Below are 19,547 nucleotides of genomic sequence, written 5' to 3' on the forward strand. Positions count from 1 at the left end.
GCATACTTCACATGTTAGAACTCATCATCCCAACGGCTTTATTTGTTGCCGCTCCGCTTATTTTCACTGCACTTGGAGGCATGTTCAGTGAACGTTCAGGCGTTGTTAACATTGGTCTTGAAGGATTAATGGTCATCGGCGCATTTGTCGCCATCGTATTCAATTTGACATTTGCCGATCAGTTCGGGGATGCAACACCGTGGCTTTCTATTCTTGCAGCGCTTGCAGCGGGTGCTTTGCTGTCTGTGCTTCATGCAGTAGCATCCATCACATTCCGGGCAGACCAGGTAGTAAGCGGAGTTGCCATTAACTTCCTTGCAATCGGACTATCTCTTTTCTTAGTTAAGCTTTTTTACGATAAAGGCCAGACAGACCGGATTACGGAAAGCTTCAGTAAAATCGACATCCCTGTTTTAAGTGATATCCCGGTTATCGGACCTCTTTTCTTCTCAAACGGTTATATTACAACGTATATTGCCATCCTGACGGCATTTGCTGTTTGGTTTGTTATGTACAAAACGCCGTTTGGACTGCGGCTGCGTGCTGTCGGGGAGCATCCGATGGCGGCAGACACAATGGGAATTAACGTGACGAAAATGCGCTATATCGGAGTTATTCTGAGCGGTGCGTTCGCAGGTGTTGGCGGAGCCGTTTATGCAACGATTATTGCCCGCGACTTCAGTCACGCGACAATCAGCGGCCAGGGCTTCATGGCGCTTGCTGCCCTGATCTTCGGAAAGTGGCATCCGCTTGGCGCCATGGGAGCGGCCATCTTCTTCGGACTGGCACAGGGTTTGAGCGTTATAGGCGGACAGCTGCCTCTTCTTGAGGACATTCCGACCATGTATCTTCTGATTACACCTTATGTGCTCACCATTCTTGCGCTCACAGGATTTATCGGACGCGCAGATGCACCGAAGGCACTTGGAACACCTTATGAAAAGGGAAAAAGATAGGAACAAAAGCGGCCCCGCCATATGGCGGGGCCGCTTTTGCATGAATGCATATCGTGGACAGCGGCAAACTAATGGTATATGGCGGGTTATCATTTCCTTAATTATCCTAAAGTTGATATAATTACTAGAATGGTTCCATACGCTAATGTAGAAAACAGGTAAAAATAAAAGAGAATCTGCTTGTTAGGAGGGTCATAATGAGTTATTTAAAAGAAGAAATTGAAACAATCAACGGCTTGACGCTTCATACCGTTCAAACGGATAAATTTAAGACAAATTCACTTGTATTCAAAATGCTTGCACCGCTCAATGAAGAAGACGTGACATTCCGAGCGCTCCTGCCTTACGTACTTCAAAGGGGGACAAAAACGTTTCCGACAAGCACAGAACTCAGAAAGCACCTGGATGAACTTTACGGTGCAACACTTTTTGTGGACCTGTCGAAAAAAGGCGACCATCATATTATTTCCATCCGCATCGAGGTTGCCAACGAACGCTTTTTGTCAGATCAGACTCCGCTTCTTGAAAAAGCGATGAAGCTTCTGTCTGAGATTGTTCTTTCTCCTGTTGTAAAAAATTCCTCTTTTCCTGATGAGATCATTAATCAGGAAAAACGGACGCTTAAGCAGAGAATCCAAGCGGTTTATGACGATAAAATGAGATATTCCAATCTGAGGCTTGTGCAGGAAATGTGCAAAGATGAGCCATACCGCCTGCATGTGAACGGAGAGATTGACCATCTTGACCGCATTACATCAGAGAGCCTTTATGAGTACTATAAAAAAGCATTAAAAGAAGACAAAATGGACCTCTACGTAACAGGTGACGTCTCGAAGGAAGAGGTAAGCAAATATACAAAGCAGTTTTTTGTGTTTGGTGAAAACGCACACAAATCAGCTGAGAAATCCATCATCGAAAAAAGACAGTCTGAGCCAAATGAAGTAATTGAAAAGCAGGACGTGAAGCAGGGCAAGCTGAATATCGGCTACCGCACCCATTGTACTTACGGGGATAAAGAGTATTATGCGCTTCAAGTTTTCAACGGAATTTTTGGAGGGTTTTCCCATTCAAAGCTGTTTATCAATGTCCGCGAAAAAGAAAGTCTCGCTTATTATGCCGCTTCAAGAGTCGAAAGCCACAAAGGACTTCTGATGGTCATGTCCGGCATTGAATTTGCAAACTTTGAACGGGCTGTAACCATCATAAAAGAACAAATGGAAGCGATGAAAAACGGTGATTTTGAAGAAAAGGAAATTGATCAGACGAAAGCGGTCATTAAAAATCAGCTTCTTGAAACCATTGATACGTCATACGGAGCTGTAGAAGTGCTGTATCACAACGTCATTTCGAACATTGACGAGCCTTTTGACAAGTACCTGGATGGAATTGAGCATGTAACAAAAGAAGAAATTGTTGCAGCTGCGGGAAAAATTGAACTTGATACGGTGTACTTTTTAACGGGAAAGGAGGAGGCTTAAATGGCAAAATCCATAAAGTTTGATCAGCTGCAGGAAGAGCTGTTCTATGAAAAGATGGAGAATGGCCTGAACGTGTATGTTCTCCCTAAAAAAGGATTCAATAAAACCTATGCGACGTTCACTACGAAATACGGTTCGATTGACAATGAATTTGTGCCCCTTGATCAAAAGGACATGATTTCTGTTCCGGACGGAATTGCTCATTTTCTTGAGCATAAGCTTTTTGAAAAAGAAGATGGAGATGTGTTTCAGGATTTCAGCAAGCAGGGAGCCTCTTCAAATGCTTTTACATCGTTTACAAGGACAGCTTATTTATTTTCAAGTACTTCGAATGTCGAGAAAAACCTTGAAACTCTTGTAGATTTTGTTCAGGATCCCTACTTCACGGAAAAATCTGTCGAGAAGGAAAAAGGCATTATCGGCCAGGAAATCAACATGTATGACGATAATCCCGACTGGCGTCTTTATTTCGGGCTCATTCAGAACATGTTCCACAAGCATCCGGTTGGCATTGACATTGCCGGGACAGTGGAGTCCATTTCCAAAATAACGAAAGACCTTCTGTATGAGTGCTATCACACGTTTTATCATCCAAGCAATATGCTGTTGTTTGTCACAGGTCCTGTTGATCCGGAGAGCATTCTGACTCAGATCCGGGATAATCAGAACAAAAAAGAATTTAAGCCTCAGGCTGAGATTAAACGGGCAGAAGTAAAAGAGCCGGATACTGTCGCCAAAGCTTCGGAAAAGCTGAAAATGAATGTGCAGTCTTCAAAATGCCTTGTCGGACTGAAAGCAAAGCAGGCTGACCGCTCAGGGCAAGAGCTGATGAAGCACGAGCTGTCAATGAACCTCATTTTGGATATGGTGTTTGGAAAAAGCTCTGAGAAGTATACGGAACTGTATGAAAATGGACTGATTGATGATACATTCAGCTATGATTATACAGAAGAAAGCGGGTTTGGTTTTGCCATGATCGGCGGCGATACAGACCGTCCGGATGAGCTTGCAGACGAAATTAAGCAGACGCTGCTCAAGGCTAAAAGCGAAGGTATACCCGCAGAGCGCCTTGAAAATGCCAAAAAGAAAAAAATCGGTTCTTTTCTTAGAGCGATTAACTCACCGGAGTACATCGCAAACCAGTTTACGCGCTATTCATTCAACGAAATGAATCTGTTTGATGTTGTGCCTGTTCTTGAGCAATTGACAAACGATGATATTCATTCTACGCTGAATGAAGTGGTTGAAGAAGAACTGTTTTCAGTCTGCCAGGTTGTACCGAAATAAACATCCTTTTTGAGGGTGTTTTTTTCTCGTCAAGATCATAGGAAAGAGGAGAAAGATGAAAAAAACGGCATTCATTACGGGAGCAAGCGGAGGAATCGGTCTCGCAACTGCACGAAAGCTTGCTTCTGAAGGATATGATTTAATCCTGCATTATCACCGGAACAAAGAACCGCTTGAGAGGTTTAAACAGGAACTTCCTGTACAATGCAGGATTGTACAGGCCGATCTCTCAATCCCCTCAGGTCCGGACACGCTTATGGAGCAGGGAATCGCTGCTGACCTTCTTATATTGAACAGCGGAAAGAGCAAGTTTGGTCTTATGACTGATTTAAATGATGATGAAATTGGAGAACTCGTTCAGCTTCATATCACAAGCCCCTATAAAATTGCACAGAAGGCAATTCCTTCTATGGTGCGGAAAAAGAGCGGAAATATAGTAGTGATCACGTCAATTTGGGGAGAGGTCGGCGCCTCATGCGAAGTGCTCTACAGTATGGTGAAGGGCGGGCAAAACTCGTTTGTAAAAGCCCTGGCAAAAGAGCTTGCACCTTCAGGAATCAGAGTGAATGCAGTATCTCCCGGTGCAGTTAAAACGAAAATGCTTGACGGATTTACAGAAGAAGAGCTGGATTATTTAAAAGAAGAAATACCGCTTGGACGGCTTGGGATGCCGGAAGAAATTGCAGATGCTGTATCTTTCGCTGCGTCAGAACGGGCAAGCTACATAACCGGTCAGATTCTTTCGGTTAATGGGGGCTGGCACGTGTAAATTTTTCGTTCCGTTTCCGCATAAATTCATGAAGCAAAGACAAACTAACACTGTATTCCATTTAATTAGGAGGGGTTAGAATGTCTGTTTTAGATAACTGGGATCAGTGGAAAAACTTCCTCGGCGACCGTCTGCACCACGCTGAGGGCGACGGAATGAAACAAGAAGCTGTAGGCGACCTTGCTTATGAAATCGGCGATTACCTCGCAAAACAGGTAGACCCGAAAAATGATCAGGAAAAAGTTCTTGCAGATCTTTGGAGCGTTGCTTCTAAAGACGAGCAGCATGCCATTGCGAACATGATGGTAAAACTTGTCCAAAATAACGGCACAAGATAAGAGGGGACGCAGGTCCTCTCTTTTTTTCTGCTTTCCTTTCTAAATTCTGACGCTTTTGTAGGTCTCTGTACCCTTTTTTTATTGTCAAGGAATTATTCTTTCCTCTTTTGGCAAAATGCTTTATGATATGGATATAGGTGAGACAGACCTTGTTTTGAAGGGGGTCCATAATTGGATATGCAGGAATGGTATTTAGAATATGAAATTCAGAAAAACCGTCCCGGTCTCCTCGGTGACATATCATCGCTTCTCGGGATGCTTTCCATTAATATCGTGACGATAAACGGCGTGGACGACAGCCGGAGGGGACTGCTGCTTAAATGCACAAATAACGAGCAGATCCAGCGGCTTGAATCCATTTTAAATACGATGGACCATATTAGAGTGACTAAATTAAGAAAACCTAAACTGAGGGATACACTTGCAGTCCGTCACGGAAGATACATACAAAGAGATGCGGATGACAAAAAGACGTTCAGGTTTGTCAGAGATGAACTTGGGCTCCTTGTTGATTTCCTTGCAGAGCTGTACAAGCAGGAAGGGCATAAGCTGATTGGAATCAGGGGCATGCCGAGAGTAGGGAAAACCGAATCCATTGTGGCATCAAGCGTGTGTGCGAATAAGAGATGGCTTTTTGTGTCGTCTACATTGCTCAAGCAAACGATCCGCAGCCAGCTGATTGCGGATGAATACAGTGTAGATAATGTGTTTATCATCGACGGGATTGTATCGACCCGCAGAGGTTCGGAGAAGCATTTGCAGCTTGTCAGGGAAATTATGCGGCTTTCAGCAACAAAAGTAGTGGAACACCCTGATATGTTTGTGCAAAATACAGAGTATACACTAGATGATTTTGACTATATAATTGAACTTCGGAATGACCCGGATGAAAAGATTACATATGAGGAAGCAACAGGGCCTCAAATGTTCGATGAATCGAGTTTTTCCGGGTTTGATTTTTAGAAGATATGGAAGGTGTTATGGTTGAGTGAATTAGGAAATCGACTGAAACAGGCGAGAGAAGAGCGGAAACTAAGTCTTGACGATCTCCAGGCAATAACAAAAATTCAGAAGCGCTATCTGCTCGGCATAGAAGAGGGAAACTACGGCATGATGCCGGGAAACTTTTATGTGCGTGCCTTTATTAAGCAGTATGCAGAAGCAGTCGGTCTTGATCCGGAGAAACTTTTTGATGAATACAAAAATGAAATTCCAATTGTTCACACAGAGGAGACGATTGAGCTCTCCCGCGTGAAAACACATAAAGAGCTGCCGAAATCAGCATCAAAAGTTCTTGAATTCCTGCCGCGCATTCTTATTATAGCGGTCGTCATTCTTGCAGCGGTCATCATCTGGATTACTGTTCAAAACAAGCCGGATTCATCAGGACAGGCAGATCAGCCAAAACAGACATCAAGCGGCGAAAATGAATACGATGCCATTGAAAGCCCTGAAGAGCCCGAGCCGAAAGAAACAGATACAGGCAGCGCTCCTCCTGCTGAGGAAGATAAGCCTGCTGAAGAAAAACCCGCCGAACCGGCTTCAGAAGTCGTATTTAAGGAAACAGCCGGCCGGAAAGCTGTTTACGAGTTAACAAAAGCCGAGCAGTTCAAGCTTGATGTAACCTCATCCGGGACAACCTGGATTGAGATTCGCAACGCATCCGGCAAAAAGTTTTTCAGCGGCATGCTGAATAAAGGCAAGACCGAGTCCCATGACTTTACAAATGAAACGGAAGCGTTCATTGTCATCGGAAATGCATCCGCTGCACAGATCAAAGTAAACGGCAAACCCGTTGAATACAAGATTGATCCGAAAAAAACTGTGAGACAAGATATGCAAATCGTATATACTAAGGAATAAAGTCATCTTTAAGATGGCTTTCTTTCATTCTTTTTTGTCTTGCTGTACATACATTAACGTTTTGGAGGAAAACACATGAACTTGCCAAATAAGATAACCATTTCAAGAATTCTTTTAATCCCGGTATTTATGGTGATTATGCTTGCGCCTTTTGACTGGGGAACATTGTACGCTGGAGAGACTTCAATCCCTGTCACTCATTTAGCGGGGGCGATCCTGTTTATTATTGCTTCAACAACAGACTGGATTGACGGCTACTATGCCCGGAAGCTTAACATGGTCACAAACCTCGGCAAATTCCTTGATCCGCTCGCTGATAAGCTTCTTGTATCAGCCGCACTGATTATTTTAGTGGAACTTGGCCTTGCGCCTTCATGGATTGTCATTATAATCATCAGCCGTGAATTTGCCGTGACCGGTCTTCGTCTTGTGCTTGCAGGAGAAGGGGAAGTCGTTGCTGCGAATATGCTCGGTAAAATAAAAACATGGGCACAGATTATTGCCATCTCTGCTTTGCTGCTGCACAATATCCCGTTTTCCTATCTGTCTTTTCCTTTTGCAGATCTTGCATTATGGGTTGCATTATTTTTCACTGTTTATTCCGGTTGGGACTATTTTGCCAAAAACAAGGCTGCCCTTCTTTCTTCAAAGTAAAACACGCAGAGGAGAATGCACATGGCTACAAAAACAGAGATCATTGCGGTTGGATCTGAATTGCTGCTCGGGCAAATCGTCAATTCAAATGCCCAGTTCATCTCTCAGCAGCTTGCAGAGAACGGGATTAACGTCTATTACCATACAGTGGTTGGAGATAACCCGGGCAGGCTTAAGCAGGCAGTAAAAACAGCACAGGAACGTTCAAACATCATCGTGTTTACTGGCGGGCTCGGTCCGACGAAGGACGACCTCACAAAAGAAACCATCGCAAGCATGCTCGGGCGAAAACTCGCAACGGACGAGGAAGCGCTGCGCAGCATCGAAGATTATTTTGTGAAAGTAAACCGCCCCATGTCAGAAAACAATAAAAAGCAGGCTCTTGTCATTGAGGGCTCTGATATTCTTAAAAATGAACATGGCATGGCGCCGGGGATGGCCATTCAGGAAAACGGCATCATCTATATGCTTCTTCCCGGGCCTCCAAGTGAAATGAAGCCGATGTTTCTTAAATTCGGACTTCCTTTTTTCAGAAAAGCACTTGGCAGAAACGATAAGATCATCTCAAGAGTTCTCCGTTATTTCGGTATAGGGGAATCCCAGCTTGAAACGGATATTCAGGATCTGATTGACGGACAATCCAACCCTACAATTGCTCCTCTTGCGGGTGACGGGGAAGTGACCTTACGACTGACAGCAAGGCATCAGTTTGAAACTGAAGCTGTCAAACTGATCAACGATGCTGAAAAGGCGATAAATGAAAGAGTCGGCGCGTTTTTCTACGGATATGATCAGACGACACTTGCAGAAGAGCTATTAAGGCACCTGAGGCAGCGGGGAATGACCATTTCTGCAGCTGAAAGCCTGACAGGAGGGCTGTTCTCAGATCAGCTTACAGCCGTTAAAGGCACGTCGGACGTTTTTAAAGGAACGATTGTGTGCTATACAAATGAAGTGAAGGAAGCCATGCTCGGAGTATCGAAAGAAACGCTTGATGTTCATGGTGCCGTCAGCGAACAATGTGCACAAGAGATGGCAGAGCAGATCAGAAAGCTGACAGGGAGCGATATCGGAATAAGCTTCACAGGCATAGCAGGCGAAGAGCCTGTTGAAGGAAAGAAACCCGGCACTGTTTATATAGGTCTTGCCGTAAAGGGCAGGCAGACAGTAACGCATCAGCTCCTGCTTGCAGGAAGCAGGAACGGCATACGCAAGCGAACAGTTAAATACGGCTGCCATCTTGCGGTAAAAGCTTTAACAGAAAATACAGCGGAATAAGCTGTATTTTTCTTTTTGTCCATTTTCTAATTCGCATCGAGTGCATGGGAGGCTGCGCAAATCCCCTTCAGAAATGTAAAATAGAATTTTAGGTGATTAAAAGAATTCAAATTTCTCATTTCAATAAGGAGAAAAATGAATTTTTCCATCCATTTCAATGTGCAAAAAAACGAATAAATGTTCGCTTTTTGCTTGTCAAACAGATAAAATAAAGGTATATTATTAATAGGTTAATAACTAAAGGAGGAAACTCAGTGAGCGATCGTCAGGCTGCCTTAGATATGGCACTTAAACAAATAGAAAAACAATTTGGTAAAGGTTCAATTATGAAACTCGGTGAACAGACCGACCGTAAAATCTCTACATCCCCAAGCGGTTCGCTTGCGCTGGATGCGGCTCTTGGAGTCGGCGGCTATCCGCGCGGAAGAATTGTTGAAATTTACGGACCTGAAAGTTCAGGTAAAACAACTGTTGCCCTTCATGCAATCGCTGAAGTACAGGCTGCAGGTGGACAGGCTGCATTTATTGATGCTGAGCATGCCCTTGATCCTGTATATGCCCAGAAGCTTGGCGTCAACATTGATGAGCTTCTTCTTTCCCAGCCGGATACAGGCGAGCAGGCCCTTGAAATTGCCGAAGCTCTTGTCCGAAGCGGAGCTGTAGACATTCTGGTTGTCGATTCAGTGGCTGCCCTTGTTCCTAAAGCAGAAATAGAAGGAGAAATGGGAGATGCACACGTAGGTCTGCAGGCGCGTCTTATGTCGCAGGCGCTCCGCAAACTCTCCGGCGCGATCAGCAAGTCGAAGACTATTGCCATTTTCATCAACCAGATCCGTGAAAAAGTCGGTGTCATGTTCGGAAACCCTGAAACGACGCCAGGCGGACGCGCTCTTAAATTCTACTCTTCTGTCCGTCTTGAAGTGCGCCGTGCAGAAACACTAAAACAGGGAAATGAAATGGTCGGAAACAAAACGAAAGTAAAAGTCGTCAAGAACAAGGTTGCTCCTCCATTCCGTGTTGCAGAAGTTGACATCATGTACGGAGAAGGCATTTCCAAAGAGGGAGAGATCATCGACCTTGGAACGGAAAGCGATATTGTTCAAAAGAGCGGCTCATGGTATTCATATAATGATGAGCGCCTGGGACAGGGAAGAGAAAACGCAAAGATCTTCCTTAAGGAAAACCCGGCCATTCGCCTTGAGCTTCAGGAGAAAATCCGCAGCCACTACGGATTAGACGGTGACGCTGCTGTACCTGAAGAACAAGATGAACTGAATTTGCTCGAAGACTAAAAAAAGAGGCGTCCGCGCCTCTTTTTTGTATATTTTTGAATAAATGTTGGCAGAATGGTTGAAGTAAATGGGCGGAACTCCTGACTTTTCCTGTTTAAGAAATGTCAGGCAATGCCTGAAAATTCATAATTGCACTGAAAACCCCTGAATGACAGGCTTGACAAGAAAAATTCACACATTTACAATTGAGAAGTAATACTATTTTGTTAGAACTTTTTGCGAGGCACTATGAAAGCAGATGTTGACCTGCAGAACGGATTGCTGCAAGGTCTCCATGAAACCCTTAAGCTTTGTGCTGTATATTGAAGAATGTATGCAATGTACATGCCGACACTTAAATCTAGCAAGAAACAAGTTCATAGCAAGAGGAGGTGAAATGATGGATCCCATTACAATGATCATCTCCATTTTGCTTGGCCTAATCGTCGGTGCAGTTGTTGGCTATTTTGTTCGTAAATCCATTGCAGAAGCGAAGATTGCAGGTGCTAAAGGCACAGCTGAGCAGATTCTTGAAGATGCAAGGCGTGATGCAGAAGCAACGAAAAAAGAAGCGCTTCTTGAAGCAAAGGATGATATTCACAAGCTTCGCACAGAAGCCGAGCAGGAAATTCGTGAGCGACGAAATGAGCTGCAAAAACAAGAAAATCGCCTGTTACAAAAAGAAGAGAATCTTGACCGCAAGGATGAATCTTTAGACAAGCGCGAAAACATGCTTGAGAAAAAGGAAGATTCTCTGAATGAAAGACAACAGCATATTGAAGAGATGGAAAGCAAAGTGGACGAGATGGTGCGGAAACAGCAAGCTGAGCTTGAGCGCATTTCCAGCTTAACCCGTGAAGAGGCTAAGCAGATCATTCTTGAAAAGGTTGAAAATGAGCTTTCTCATGATATCGCCGTAACCGTTAAAGAAAGCGAAAATCGTGCGAAAGAAGAAGCGGATAAACGAGCGAAAGAAATCCTTTCCCTTGCTATCCAGCGTTGTGCAGCCGATCATGTGGCTGAAACAACGGTATCCGTCGTTAACCTGCCAAATGATGAAATGAAGGGACGCATCATTGGCCGTGAAGGACGAAATATTCGAACACTTGAAACCCTGACAGGTATCGACCTGATTATTGATGATACTCCGGAAGCCGTTATTCTTTCCGGATTTGACCCAATTCGCAGGGAAACAGCAAGAATCGCATTGGACAAACTTGTGCAGGATGGACGCATTCATCCGGCACGAATTGAAGAAATGGTTGAAAAATCCCGCCGCGAAGTGGATGAGTACATCCGCGAAGTAGGTGAACAGACAACCTTTGAAGTTGGCGTTCACGGACTTCACCCTGACTTGATCAAGATTATGGGCCGTCTGAAGTTCAGAACGAGCTACGGTCAGAATGTCCTGAAGCACTCAATGGAAGTTGCCTACCTTTCCGGCCTTATGGCTGCAGAGCTTGGCGAAGATGTAACATTGGCAAAACGTGCAGGCTTGCTGCATGACATCGGTAAAGCAATTGACCATGAGGTTGAAGGAAGCCATGTTGAAATCGGTGTGGAACTTGCTACTAAGTACAAGGAACATCCGGTTGTCATCAACAGTATTGCTTCTCACCATGGCGATCAGGAACCGACTTCCGTTATTGCGGTTCTGGTTGCGGCAGCAGATGCTTTATCTGCGGCTCGTCCGGGCGCAAGAAGCGAAACGCTTGAAAATTATATCCGCCGACTTGAAAAACTTGAAGAGATTTCTGAATCGTACGAAGGTGTTGAAAAATCCTTCGCCATTCAGGCAGGCCGTGAAGTTCGCATCATGGTTAAGCCGGATACGATCGATGATCTTCAGGCTCACCGTCTGGCACGTGATATCCGCAAGCGTATTGAAGAAGAGCTGGATTACCCAGGTCACATTAAAGTAACAGTCATTCGTGAAACAAGGGCTGTTGAATATGCAAAATAAAGCGATGCCTCCCGCATCGCTTTATTTTTTGCCCGCAACTGAAAGACAGGGGCCTATTTTCAGCAGATCTAAGCCAAACTAAAGAAAAAGACATATTTGCAGAGAGAAGGTTTTACAGCATGAAACTATTATTTGTCGGAGATGTCGTCGGCTCACCGGGCCGGGACATGATTAAAGAATACTTGCCAAAGCTTAAAAAGAAGTTCAGACCATCCTTGACGATCGTAAATGGAGAGAACGCTGCTCATGGAAAAGGGCTCACGCAGAAAATCTATCATGAGCTGATTCAGGCGGGAGCACAAGTCATTACGATGGGGAATCACACGTGGGATAAACGGGAGATTTTTGAATTCATCGAGGAGGTTCCTCATTTGATCCGTCCTGCCAATTTTCCTGAAGGGACACCAGGAGAAGGCATTACCTATATTAAAGCGGACGGCAAAGAAGTGGCTGTGATTAATCTTCAAGGCCGGACCTTTCTTGCTCCGATTGACTGTCCGTTTAAAAAAGCAGATGAGCTGATTGAGGAAGCGCGAAAACGCACACCTATTATCTTTGTGGATTTCCATGCGGAAGCTACAAGTGAAAAGCAGGCAATGGGCTGGTATCTGGACGGAAAGGCATCAGCTGTTGTCGGAACCCATACACATGTTCAGACGGCAGATGAACGGATTCTTGATCACGGGACTGCTTTTATTACAGATGTCGGCATGACAGGACCGTATGACGGCATACTCGGAGTTGAGCGGGAAGCTGTCATCAAACGCTTTTTAACAAGTCTGCCGGTCCGGTTTGAAGTAACAGAAGGAAAGGCGCAGCTGAGTGCAGTTGTGGTCGATATCAATGATAAAACAGGTAACGCATCAAAGATTGAACGGATTTTAATTAATAATGATCACATGTTTTTTGAATAGATCATTTATTTTGAAATTTTAGAAAAAATAAATGAACAAGCAGGAATACTCGTTCCCTCTAGTGAATATAGTATCAATGGAATGACTGTATAAGAGGTTCAGAAGGCTCATAAAGGGGATGAGCCCTCCGAACAGATCCGGTAATACACGATCCAATGTACATTCACGATCTATTGAAAACAAGGGGGATTCTAGAAATGGAAATATTAAAAGTTTCAGCAAAGTCCAATCCTAACTCCGTAGCGGGGGCTCTTGCAGGCGTTCTGCGGGAAAGAGGAGCAGCCGAGATACAGGCCATTGGCGCAGGCGCCCTTAATCAGGCCGTAAAAGCTGTCGCCATTGCCAGGGGATTTGTTGCTCCAAGCGGCGTAGACCTGATCTGCATACCCGCCTTTACGGATATTCTCATTGATGGTGAAGAGCGTACTGCGATAAAATTAATTATTGAGCCTCGTTAAATAGAGAAGAGTACAGCCTGTTTGCGGGATACGCAAGCAGGCTTGTTTTTTCATAAATAAGGCATTGCCGGAGAAGAGTTGATTTCTTGTGCGTATCTTTGATGCTCATTGTGATCTGCTGTACCAGCTTTGGAAAGATCCTGAGAAGAGCGAATGGAACGATTTGAATCTTCACGTAACCATTGAAAAGCTCTTCAGATTTGGAGCGAGGATTCAGTGCTTCGCTATTTTTGTGCCAGTAGAGGCAGTTAATAAAAAAGAATGCGCGATTGCACAGGCTGCCATTTTTCACGAGCGCATTCTTGAACGCTATGAAAAAATCAGGCTGATCAAAACGAAGCAGGATGCAGCCTGTCTGAAAGAAGATGAAATCGGGGCCATCCTGACGCTTGAAGGATTGGAGCCGATCGGCCATGATCTTCAAATGCTGTCTGTTTTTTATCATTTGGGTGTAAGGGCAGCCGGGCTGACCTGGAATTTTGCCAACCTGCTTGCAGACGGTGCGCTCGAAACAAGGAATGCGGGACTTACCTTTTTTGGCAGGCATGCTGTTTCAAAACTGAATGCGTATAACATGTGGACGGACGTTTCCCATTTGTCCGAGAGAAGTTTCTGGGATGTCATTGAACTGGCAGACTATCCGGTGGCAAGCCATTCCAATTCCTACGCTCTCTGTCCGCACCCGAGGAATTTAAAAGAAGATCAGCTGAAGGCGGTCGCTGATAAAAAGGGAATCATCGGGATTACCTTTGTTCCGCAGTTTACGGCGTCCCATGCACAAGCCGGCATGAAGCACATCTTGAATCATCTTGATTATATTCTTGGTATTGTCGGGGAAGATGCGGTAGGATTCGGTTCGGATTTTGACGGCATTGACGAAACCGTAGAGGGACTTGAAGGGTATGAGCAATATCCTTATCTCGTAAACACGCTTCTCAGGCACTATTCGGAAAGACAGGCGGAAAAATTTCTATGCCTCAATTTTATCAATGCCATTCCATTCTGACGCAATAGATGAAAGATTTGAAAAAATCAAATAAATTCAGGGCGAAAACAGGTTTATTTGCCTGAAACGCTTGTTTTTTTCTCTTTATCGTTCTACAATTGTAACGTTTAGTACATAATCTGACGCAGTGTATCAGCTCTAATTAGAGCAAAAAATATATGAGTGTTTCTTAAGAAGGGGTGTAAGGCACATGATCAGTCAACTTTCATGGAAAGTTGGAGGACAGCAGGGCGAAGGTATTGAAAGTACAGGTGAAGTCTTTTCAATTGCTTTAAATAGAATGGGATATTATTTGTATGGGTACCGCCATTTTTCATCCCGAATTAAGGGCGGCCACACGAACAATAAAATTCGCGTAAGCACAACCCAAGTCCGAGCTATATCCGATGACCTTGATATATTAGTAGCTTTTGATCAGGAAACGATTGATGTGAACGTGTATGAGCTTCGCAAAGGCGGGCTTGTGATTGCAGATTCAAAATTTAATCCGTCTATTCCGGATGACTGCAGCGCTGTACTTTATTCTGTTCCTTTTACAGAGATCGCAACAGAGCTTGGAACGTCTCTGATGAAAAACATGGTAGCCATCGGAGCAACAAGTGCAGTTCTTGACCTTGGAACAGAACAGTTTCAGAATGTGGTTCAGGAGATCTACGGAAGAAAAGGCCAGCAGATTGTCGAGAAGAACCTTGAGGCCATTTCAAAAGGCTCAAGCTACATGAAACAGGAGCTCCAGTTTGACCGCGATGATCTGTTCCTTGAAAAAGCAGACGGAAACAAGCGCATGTTCATGATTGGAAATGATGCCATCGCACTTGGTGCTGTAGCAGGCGGAGCCCGGTTTATGGCTGCCTATCCGATTACTCCGGCTTCTGAAATTATGGAGTATTTAATTAAAAAGCTGCCTGATTTTGGCGGTACGGTCATTCAGACTGAGGATGAAATTGCCGCATGTACAATGGCAATCGGCGCAAACTACGCCGGAACGCGGACACTGACTGCTTCAGCAGGGCCCGGCCTTTCATTAATGATGGAGGCAATCGGATTATCCGGAATCACGGAACAGCCGCTTGTCATCGTGGATACGCAGCGCGGAGGCCCAAGTACAGGTCTTCCGACTAAACAGGAACAGTCAGATCTGATGGCCATGATTTACGGAACACACGGGGAGATCCCTAAGATCGTGATGGCGCCAAGTACGGTTCAGGAAGCTTTTTACGATACCATTGAAGCGTTCAACCTTGCAGAGGAATACCAGTGTCCGGTCATCCTTCTCACTGACCTTCAGCTCTCCCTTGGCAAACAGACAGTTGAACCATTAGACTATGATAAAATTCAAATCCGACGCGGCAAGCTCGTTCAGGAAGAACTTCCGGAAATCGAAAACAAAGGCTATTTCAAACGCTTTGAAGTGACAGATGACGGAGTTTCTCCGCGTGTTCTGCCAGGTATGAAGAACGGCATTCACCATGTGACAGGTGTTGAGCATGACGAGACAGGAAAGCCTTCAGAAGTGGCAACAAACCGCAAAGCCCAGATGGACAAACGTCTAAGAAAGCTTTCAGCCATGAGGTTTGATACGCCTGTTCATCAGAATCTGATTCACCCTGAACCGGATGTTTTATTTGTCGGCTTTAACTCAACAAGAGGAACGATTGAAGAGGCAATGGTCCGCCTTGAAAAGGACGGCGTGAAAGCAAATCACGCACATGTCCGCCTTCTTCATCCATTCCCGGCAGATGAAATGCTTCCGCTTGTAAAGGCAGCAAAAAAAGTCGTAGTAGTCGAAAACAACGCGACTGGCCAGCTTGCCAGCCTGATCAAAATGAATGTCGGCCATGCAGAGAAAATTTCCTCGATTTTAAAATACGATGGAAATCCGCTCTTGCCGCATGAAGTTCATTCAAAATGCAAGGAGTTGTTCTAAATGGCGACATTTAAAGAATTTCGGAATAATGTAAAACCAAACTGGTGTCCGGGATGCGGAGACTTCTCCGTGCAGGCTGCCATTCAGCGCGCCGCCGCAAATGCAGGCCTTGAGCCGGATCAGCTTGCCGTTGTATCAGGCATCGGATGTTCCGGACGTATTTCAGGATATATCAATGCCTATGGATTCCACGGCATTCACGGCCGTTCCCTCCCGATCGCCCAGGGCGTCAAAATGGCGAACAAAGATTTGACGGTTATCGCCTCCGGCGGTGACGGCGACGGGTTTGCCATCGGCATGGGACATACCATTCATGCCATCAGAAGAAACATTGATGTCACATATATCGTTATGGACAATCAGATTTACGGCCTGACAAAAGGCCAGACATCTCCGCGAAGCGATGTCGGATTCAAAACGAAGAGTACGCCTAAAGGGTCCATTGAATCTTCTCTTTCTGTTATGGAAATGGCTCTTACAGCAGGCGCAACGTTTGTGGCCCAGAGCTTTTCAACGGACTTAAAAGACTTGACAGCCATTATTGAAGCGGGAATTAAACATAAAGGCTTCTCACTGATCAATGTGTTCAGCCCTTGCGTAACGTACAACAAAATCAATACGTATGACTGGTTCAAGGAAAATCTCACAAAGCTTGCAGATATCGAAGGGTATGATCCTTCTAACCGGATGCAGGCCATGCAGACGCTGATGGAGAAAAACGGACTGGTAACAGGACTGATTTATCAGAATGCCAATCAGCCATCCTATCAGGAGCTCGTTCACAATTACAGCGAAGAACCGCTGTCTCATGCAGACCTTAAAATCAGCGAAGAGAAGTTTAACGAACTTCTTTCAGAATTTATGTAAGTCAGAAAACGTCTATCTCCGGATAGGCGTTTTTCTGTTGAAAAATAAATGATTCTGGTCAGATTTATCGCGCTTATGAAACTTTTTCAGAGATTTTTTCCGGGTGTGTTCAAGTGTCTTTTTGGAGAGGACACCTATCTTTACACTGCTGTTCAAGGATGATAAACTTCAACTATGATAACGTATTAAGCAGTTTTTTAAGCAGGGAGTGTTCATTGTGAATGGAAAAATGAAAGCGGTTGTCAAGCATCACAGAGGATTTGGAGCCGAGCTTAAAATGGTGGATATTCCTCAAATTAACGATCACGAAGTATTGATTAAAGTAAAAGCTACATCCATCTGCGGGACAGATGTTCATATTTATACGTGGGATGCCTGGTCGGAAAGCAGAGTGAATCCACCATATGTTTTTGGGCATGAATTTTCCGGAGAGGTTGCCCAGGTTGGAAGCAAAGTTACAAACGTTGCGGTTGGAGATTTTGTTTCTGCTGAAACTCACCTTGTATGCTACGAATGTCCGCAATGTCTGACAGGAAACTATCATATTTGTAAAAATACGAAGATTATCGGTGTCGACACAGATGGCTGTTTTGCAGAATACGTGGCGCTTCCGGCTGTCAACCTCTGGAAAAATCCGAAGGGAATGCCGTTTGATACAGCGTCTATACAGGAGCCTATGGGCAATGCGGTGCATACTGTTCTTGCTGGTGATGTAGCAGGAAAAAGCGTGGCTGTTATTGGCTGCGGTCCAATCGGCATTATGGCTGCCGGCGTTGCAAAAGCTGCCGGGGCATCGCAGGTCATTGCGCTCGATTTAAATGACTACAGACTGAACCTTGCAAAAGAAATGGGAGCAACAGCCGTCATCAATTCTAAAAATGAAGATCCGCTTGAAAGAATCAGCGAACTTACGGATGGAAACGGCGTCGATGTCGTGTGCGAAATGTCCGGCCACCCGGCTGCGATGAATCAGGGGTTCAAGATGGTGACAAACGGAGGACGAGTGTCCATTTTGAGTCTCCCGGTTCGGCCTGTAGAAATTGATGTTACGAATGATATTGTTTTTAAAGGCATAACCGTACAGGGAATTACAGGCAGAAAAATGTATGAAACATGGCAGCAGGTTTCGCGCCTTTTGAAATCAGGGCAGGTTGATGTCACGCCGCTGATCACCCATCACTTCCCGCTTGAAGACTTTGAAAAAGGCTTCAATTTAATGATCGAAGGAAAATGTGGTAAAGTCGTATTACATCCTTAAACATGAACTGGAGGGGCTATGATGAAAGGGTTTGAATACTTACAGGCAGAACTTGATGAAATGAAACAAAACGGGACGTTCCGTAAATTGATTCCGCTGGAATCCGATCAAAAGTCAAAAGTCGTGATCGGAGGAAAAGAATTAATTCAGCTTTCTTCAAACAACTATCTTGGGCTCACCACACATCCAAGACTTGTAAAAGCATCCATAGAAGCAGCACGGAAGTACGGGGCCGGTACGGGTTCAGTCAGGACGATCGCCGGAACATTCTCCATGCATGAAGAGCTTGAGCAAAAGCTTGCCGAGTTTAAGCATACGGAAGCAGCACTTGTCTTTCAGTCCGGTTTTACAACAAACCAGGGCGTGCTGTCTTCTATTCTGACAAAAGAAGATGTGGTCATTTCTGATGCTTTAAACCATGCATCCATCATTGATGGCATCAGACTGACAAAAGCAGCCCGCAAAGTGTATAATCACGTGGATATGGCTGACCTTGAACGCGCACTGAAAGAATCAGCAGACTTCCGTGTCCGCATTATTGTGACAGACGGTGTATTTTCAATGGACGGCAATATCGCGCCACTTCCCGAGATTGTCGAGCTTGCTGAAAAATATGACGCCCTCGTTATGGTTGACGATGCGCATGCTTCAGGTGTGCTTGGGAAAAACGGCCGCGGGACGGTTAATCATTTTGGTCTTGACGGACGTGTACATATTCAGGTGGGAACATTGAGCAAAGCGGTAGGTGTGCTTGGCGGATACGTTGCGAGTACACGAACGCTGATTGACTATCTTATTCAAAAAGGACGTCCGTTCTTATTCAGCACATCTCATCCTCCTGCTGTCACGGCAGCGTGTATGGAAGCGATCAATGTATTGCTTGAAGAACCTGAATTGATTGATAAGCTTTGGGAGAATGCGAAGTTCTTCAAAAAGGGTCTTGAAGATCTTGGCTTTGACACCGGGAAAAGCGAAACTCCGGTTACGCCTGTCATTGTAGGTGATGAGGCGCTGTCTCATCAATTCTCTGATAAACTGAGAGAATACGGCGTCTTTGCTCAGGGAATCGCGTTCCCTACAGTAGCAAAAGGGCAGGCCCGCGTAAGAACAATTGTTACGGCCGAACACTCAACTGAAGAGCTTCAGCAGGCACTGGACATTTTTGAAAAAGCTGCAAAAGAGCTGAACATCCTGAAATAATCGAAAAGAGAGGCTCGCTGCCTCTCTTTTTTTGCCGCAGCCGGAAGCCCTGCTTTTCTT

18 protein-coding genes are annotated in these 19,547 nt (G+C 44.9%); all 18 read left to right on the forward strand.

Translation table 11 applies throughout. The features are described from left to right. The first annotated feature begins 11 nt into the window (after nucleotides 1-11). The 18 genes from JOJ89_RS09750 (at nucleotide 12) to JOJ89_RS09835 (ending at nucleotide 19,487) form a co-directional block, all read left to right on the forward strand. The gene (locus JOJ89_RS09750; protein ID WP_406817977.1) at nucleotides 12-956 is read left to right on the forward strand and encodes an ABC transporter permease; all 945 of its coding nucleotides are present in this window, start codon (nucleotides 12-14) and stop codon (nucleotides 954-956) included. Between the two features lie 197 nt (nucleotides 957-1,153). Continuing rightward, the gene (gene yfmF, locus JOJ89_RS09755) at nucleotides 1,154-2,434 is read left to right on the forward strand and encodes an EF-P 5-aminopentanol modification-associated protein YfmF (protein WP_203290178.1); all 1,281 of its coding nucleotides are present in this window, start codon (nucleotides 1,154-1,156) and stop codon (nucleotides 2,432-2,434) included. Continuing rightward, entirely contained in the window at nucleotides 2,435-3,721 is a 1,287-nt protein-coding gene (gene yfmH / locus JOJ89_RS09760) for an EF-P 5-aminopentanol modification-associated protein YfmH (RefSeq protein ID WP_203290179.1), read from the forward strand. Between the two features lie 55 nt (nucleotides 3,722-3,776). Beyond that, nucleotides 3,777-4,490 carry an elongation factor P 5-aminopentanone reductase gene (gene ymfI / locus JOJ89_RS09765; RefSeq protein ID WP_203290180.1) on the forward strand — a complete coding sequence of 238 codons (714 nt, stop codon included), beginning with the start codon at nucleotides 3,777-3,779 and terminating at the stop codon, nucleotides 4,488-4,490. 80 nt (nucleotides 4,491-4,570) lie between these two features. Continuing rightward, nucleotides 4,571-4,828 carry a DUF3243 domain-containing protein gene (locus JOJ89_RS09770; protein ID WP_029281204.1) on the forward strand — a complete coding sequence of 86 codons (258 nt, stop codon included), beginning with the start codon at nucleotides 4,571-4,573 and terminating at the stop codon, nucleotides 4,826-4,828. Nucleotides 4,829-5,005: 177 nt separating this feature from the next. Beyond that, a complete protein-coding gene (locus JOJ89_RS09775) occupies nucleotides 5,006-5,791 on the forward strand; it encodes a YmfK family protein (protein ID WP_029281202.1) in 786 nt (261 codons plus the stop codon). A 21-nt stretch (nucleotides 5,792-5,812) separates the two neighbouring features. Next, entirely contained in the window at nucleotides 5,813-6,691 is an 879-nt protein-coding gene (locus JOJ89_RS09780) for a helix-turn-helix domain-containing protein (protein WP_411335006.1), read from the forward strand. Nucleotides 6,692-6,766: 75 nt separating this feature from the next. After that, entirely contained in the window at nucleotides 6,767-7,345 is a 579-nt protein-coding gene (gene pgsA / locus JOJ89_RS09785; RefSeq protein ID WP_029281198.1) for a CDP-diacylglycerol--glycerol-3-phosphate 3-phosphatidyltransferase, read from the forward strand. A gap of 15 nt (nucleotides 7,346-7,360) precedes the next feature. Further along, complete coding sequence (locus JOJ89_RS09790) at nucleotides 7,361-8,623, forward strand: competence/damage-inducible protein A (protein WP_203290182.1); 1,263 nt, start codon at nucleotides 7,361-7,363, stop codon at nucleotides 8,621-8,623. Between the two features lie 254 nt (nucleotides 8,624-8,877). Further along, nucleotides 8,878-9,915 (forward strand): recombinase RecA, encoded by a 1,038-nt coding sequence (gene recA / locus JOJ89_RS09795; protein ID WP_029281194.1) that lies wholly within the window; start codon nucleotides 8,878-8,880, stop codon nucleotides 9,913-9,915. A 379-nt stretch (nucleotides 9,916-10,294) separates the two neighbouring features. Next, nucleotides 10,295-11,857, forward strand: a complete 1,563-nt coding sequence (rny, locus tag JOJ89_RS09800; RefSeq protein WP_029281192.1) for a ribonuclease Y — start codon at nucleotides 10,295-10,297, stop codon at nucleotides 11,855-11,857. Between the two features lie 119 nt (nucleotides 11,858-11,976). After that, a complete protein-coding gene (locus tag JOJ89_RS09805; RefSeq protein ID WP_029281190.1) occupies nucleotides 11,977-12,771 on the forward strand; it encodes a TIGR00282 family metallophosphoesterase in 795 nt (264 codons plus the stop codon). 197 nt (nucleotides 12,772-12,968) lie between these two features. Continuing rightward, nucleotides 12,969-13,229 carry a stage V sporulation protein SpoVS gene (spoVS, locus tag JOJ89_RS09810; RefSeq protein ID WP_029281188.1) on the forward strand — a complete coding sequence of 87 codons (261 nt, stop codon included), beginning with the start codon at nucleotides 12,969-12,971 and terminating at the stop codon, nucleotides 13,227-13,229. 88 nt (nucleotides 13,230-13,317) lie between these two features. Then, on the forward strand, nucleotides 13,318-14,235 hold the full coding sequence (locus JOJ89_RS09815) for a dipeptidase (RefSeq protein WP_029281186.1): 918 nt from the start codon (nucleotides 13,318-13,320) through the stop codon (nucleotides 14,233-14,235). Nucleotides 14,236-14,425: 190 nt separating this feature from the next. Beyond that, complete coding sequence (locus JOJ89_RS09820) at nucleotides 14,426-16,162, forward strand: 2-oxoacid:acceptor oxidoreductase subunit alpha (RefSeq protein WP_035319118.1); 1,737 nt, start codon at nucleotides 14,426-14,428, stop codon at nucleotides 16,160-16,162. Continuing rightward, a complete protein-coding gene (locus JOJ89_RS09825; protein WP_029281184.1) occupies nucleotides 16,163-17,029 on the forward strand; it encodes a 2-oxoacid:ferredoxin oxidoreductase subunit beta in 867 nt (288 codons plus the stop codon). A 217-nt stretch (nucleotides 17,030-17,246) separates the two neighbouring features. Then, a complete protein-coding gene (gene tdh / locus JOJ89_RS09830) occupies nucleotides 17,247-18,287 on the forward strand; it encodes an L-threonine 3-dehydrogenase (RefSeq protein WP_029281182.1) in 1,041 nt (346 codons plus the stop codon). Nucleotides 18,288-18,308: 21 nt separating this feature from the next. Then, on the forward strand, nucleotides 18,309-19,487 hold the full coding sequence (locus JOJ89_RS09835; protein ID WP_203290306.1) for a glycine C-acetyltransferase: 1,179 nt from the start codon (nucleotides 18,309-18,311) through the stop codon (nucleotides 19,485-19,487). Nucleotides 19,488-19,547 lie beyond the last annotated feature (60 nt).

It is taken from the genome of Metabacillus sp. cB07 (assembly GCF_016839225.1).
Lineage (GTDB): Bacteria > Bacillota > Bacilli > Bacillales > Bacillaceae > Bacillus_P > Bacillus_P indicus.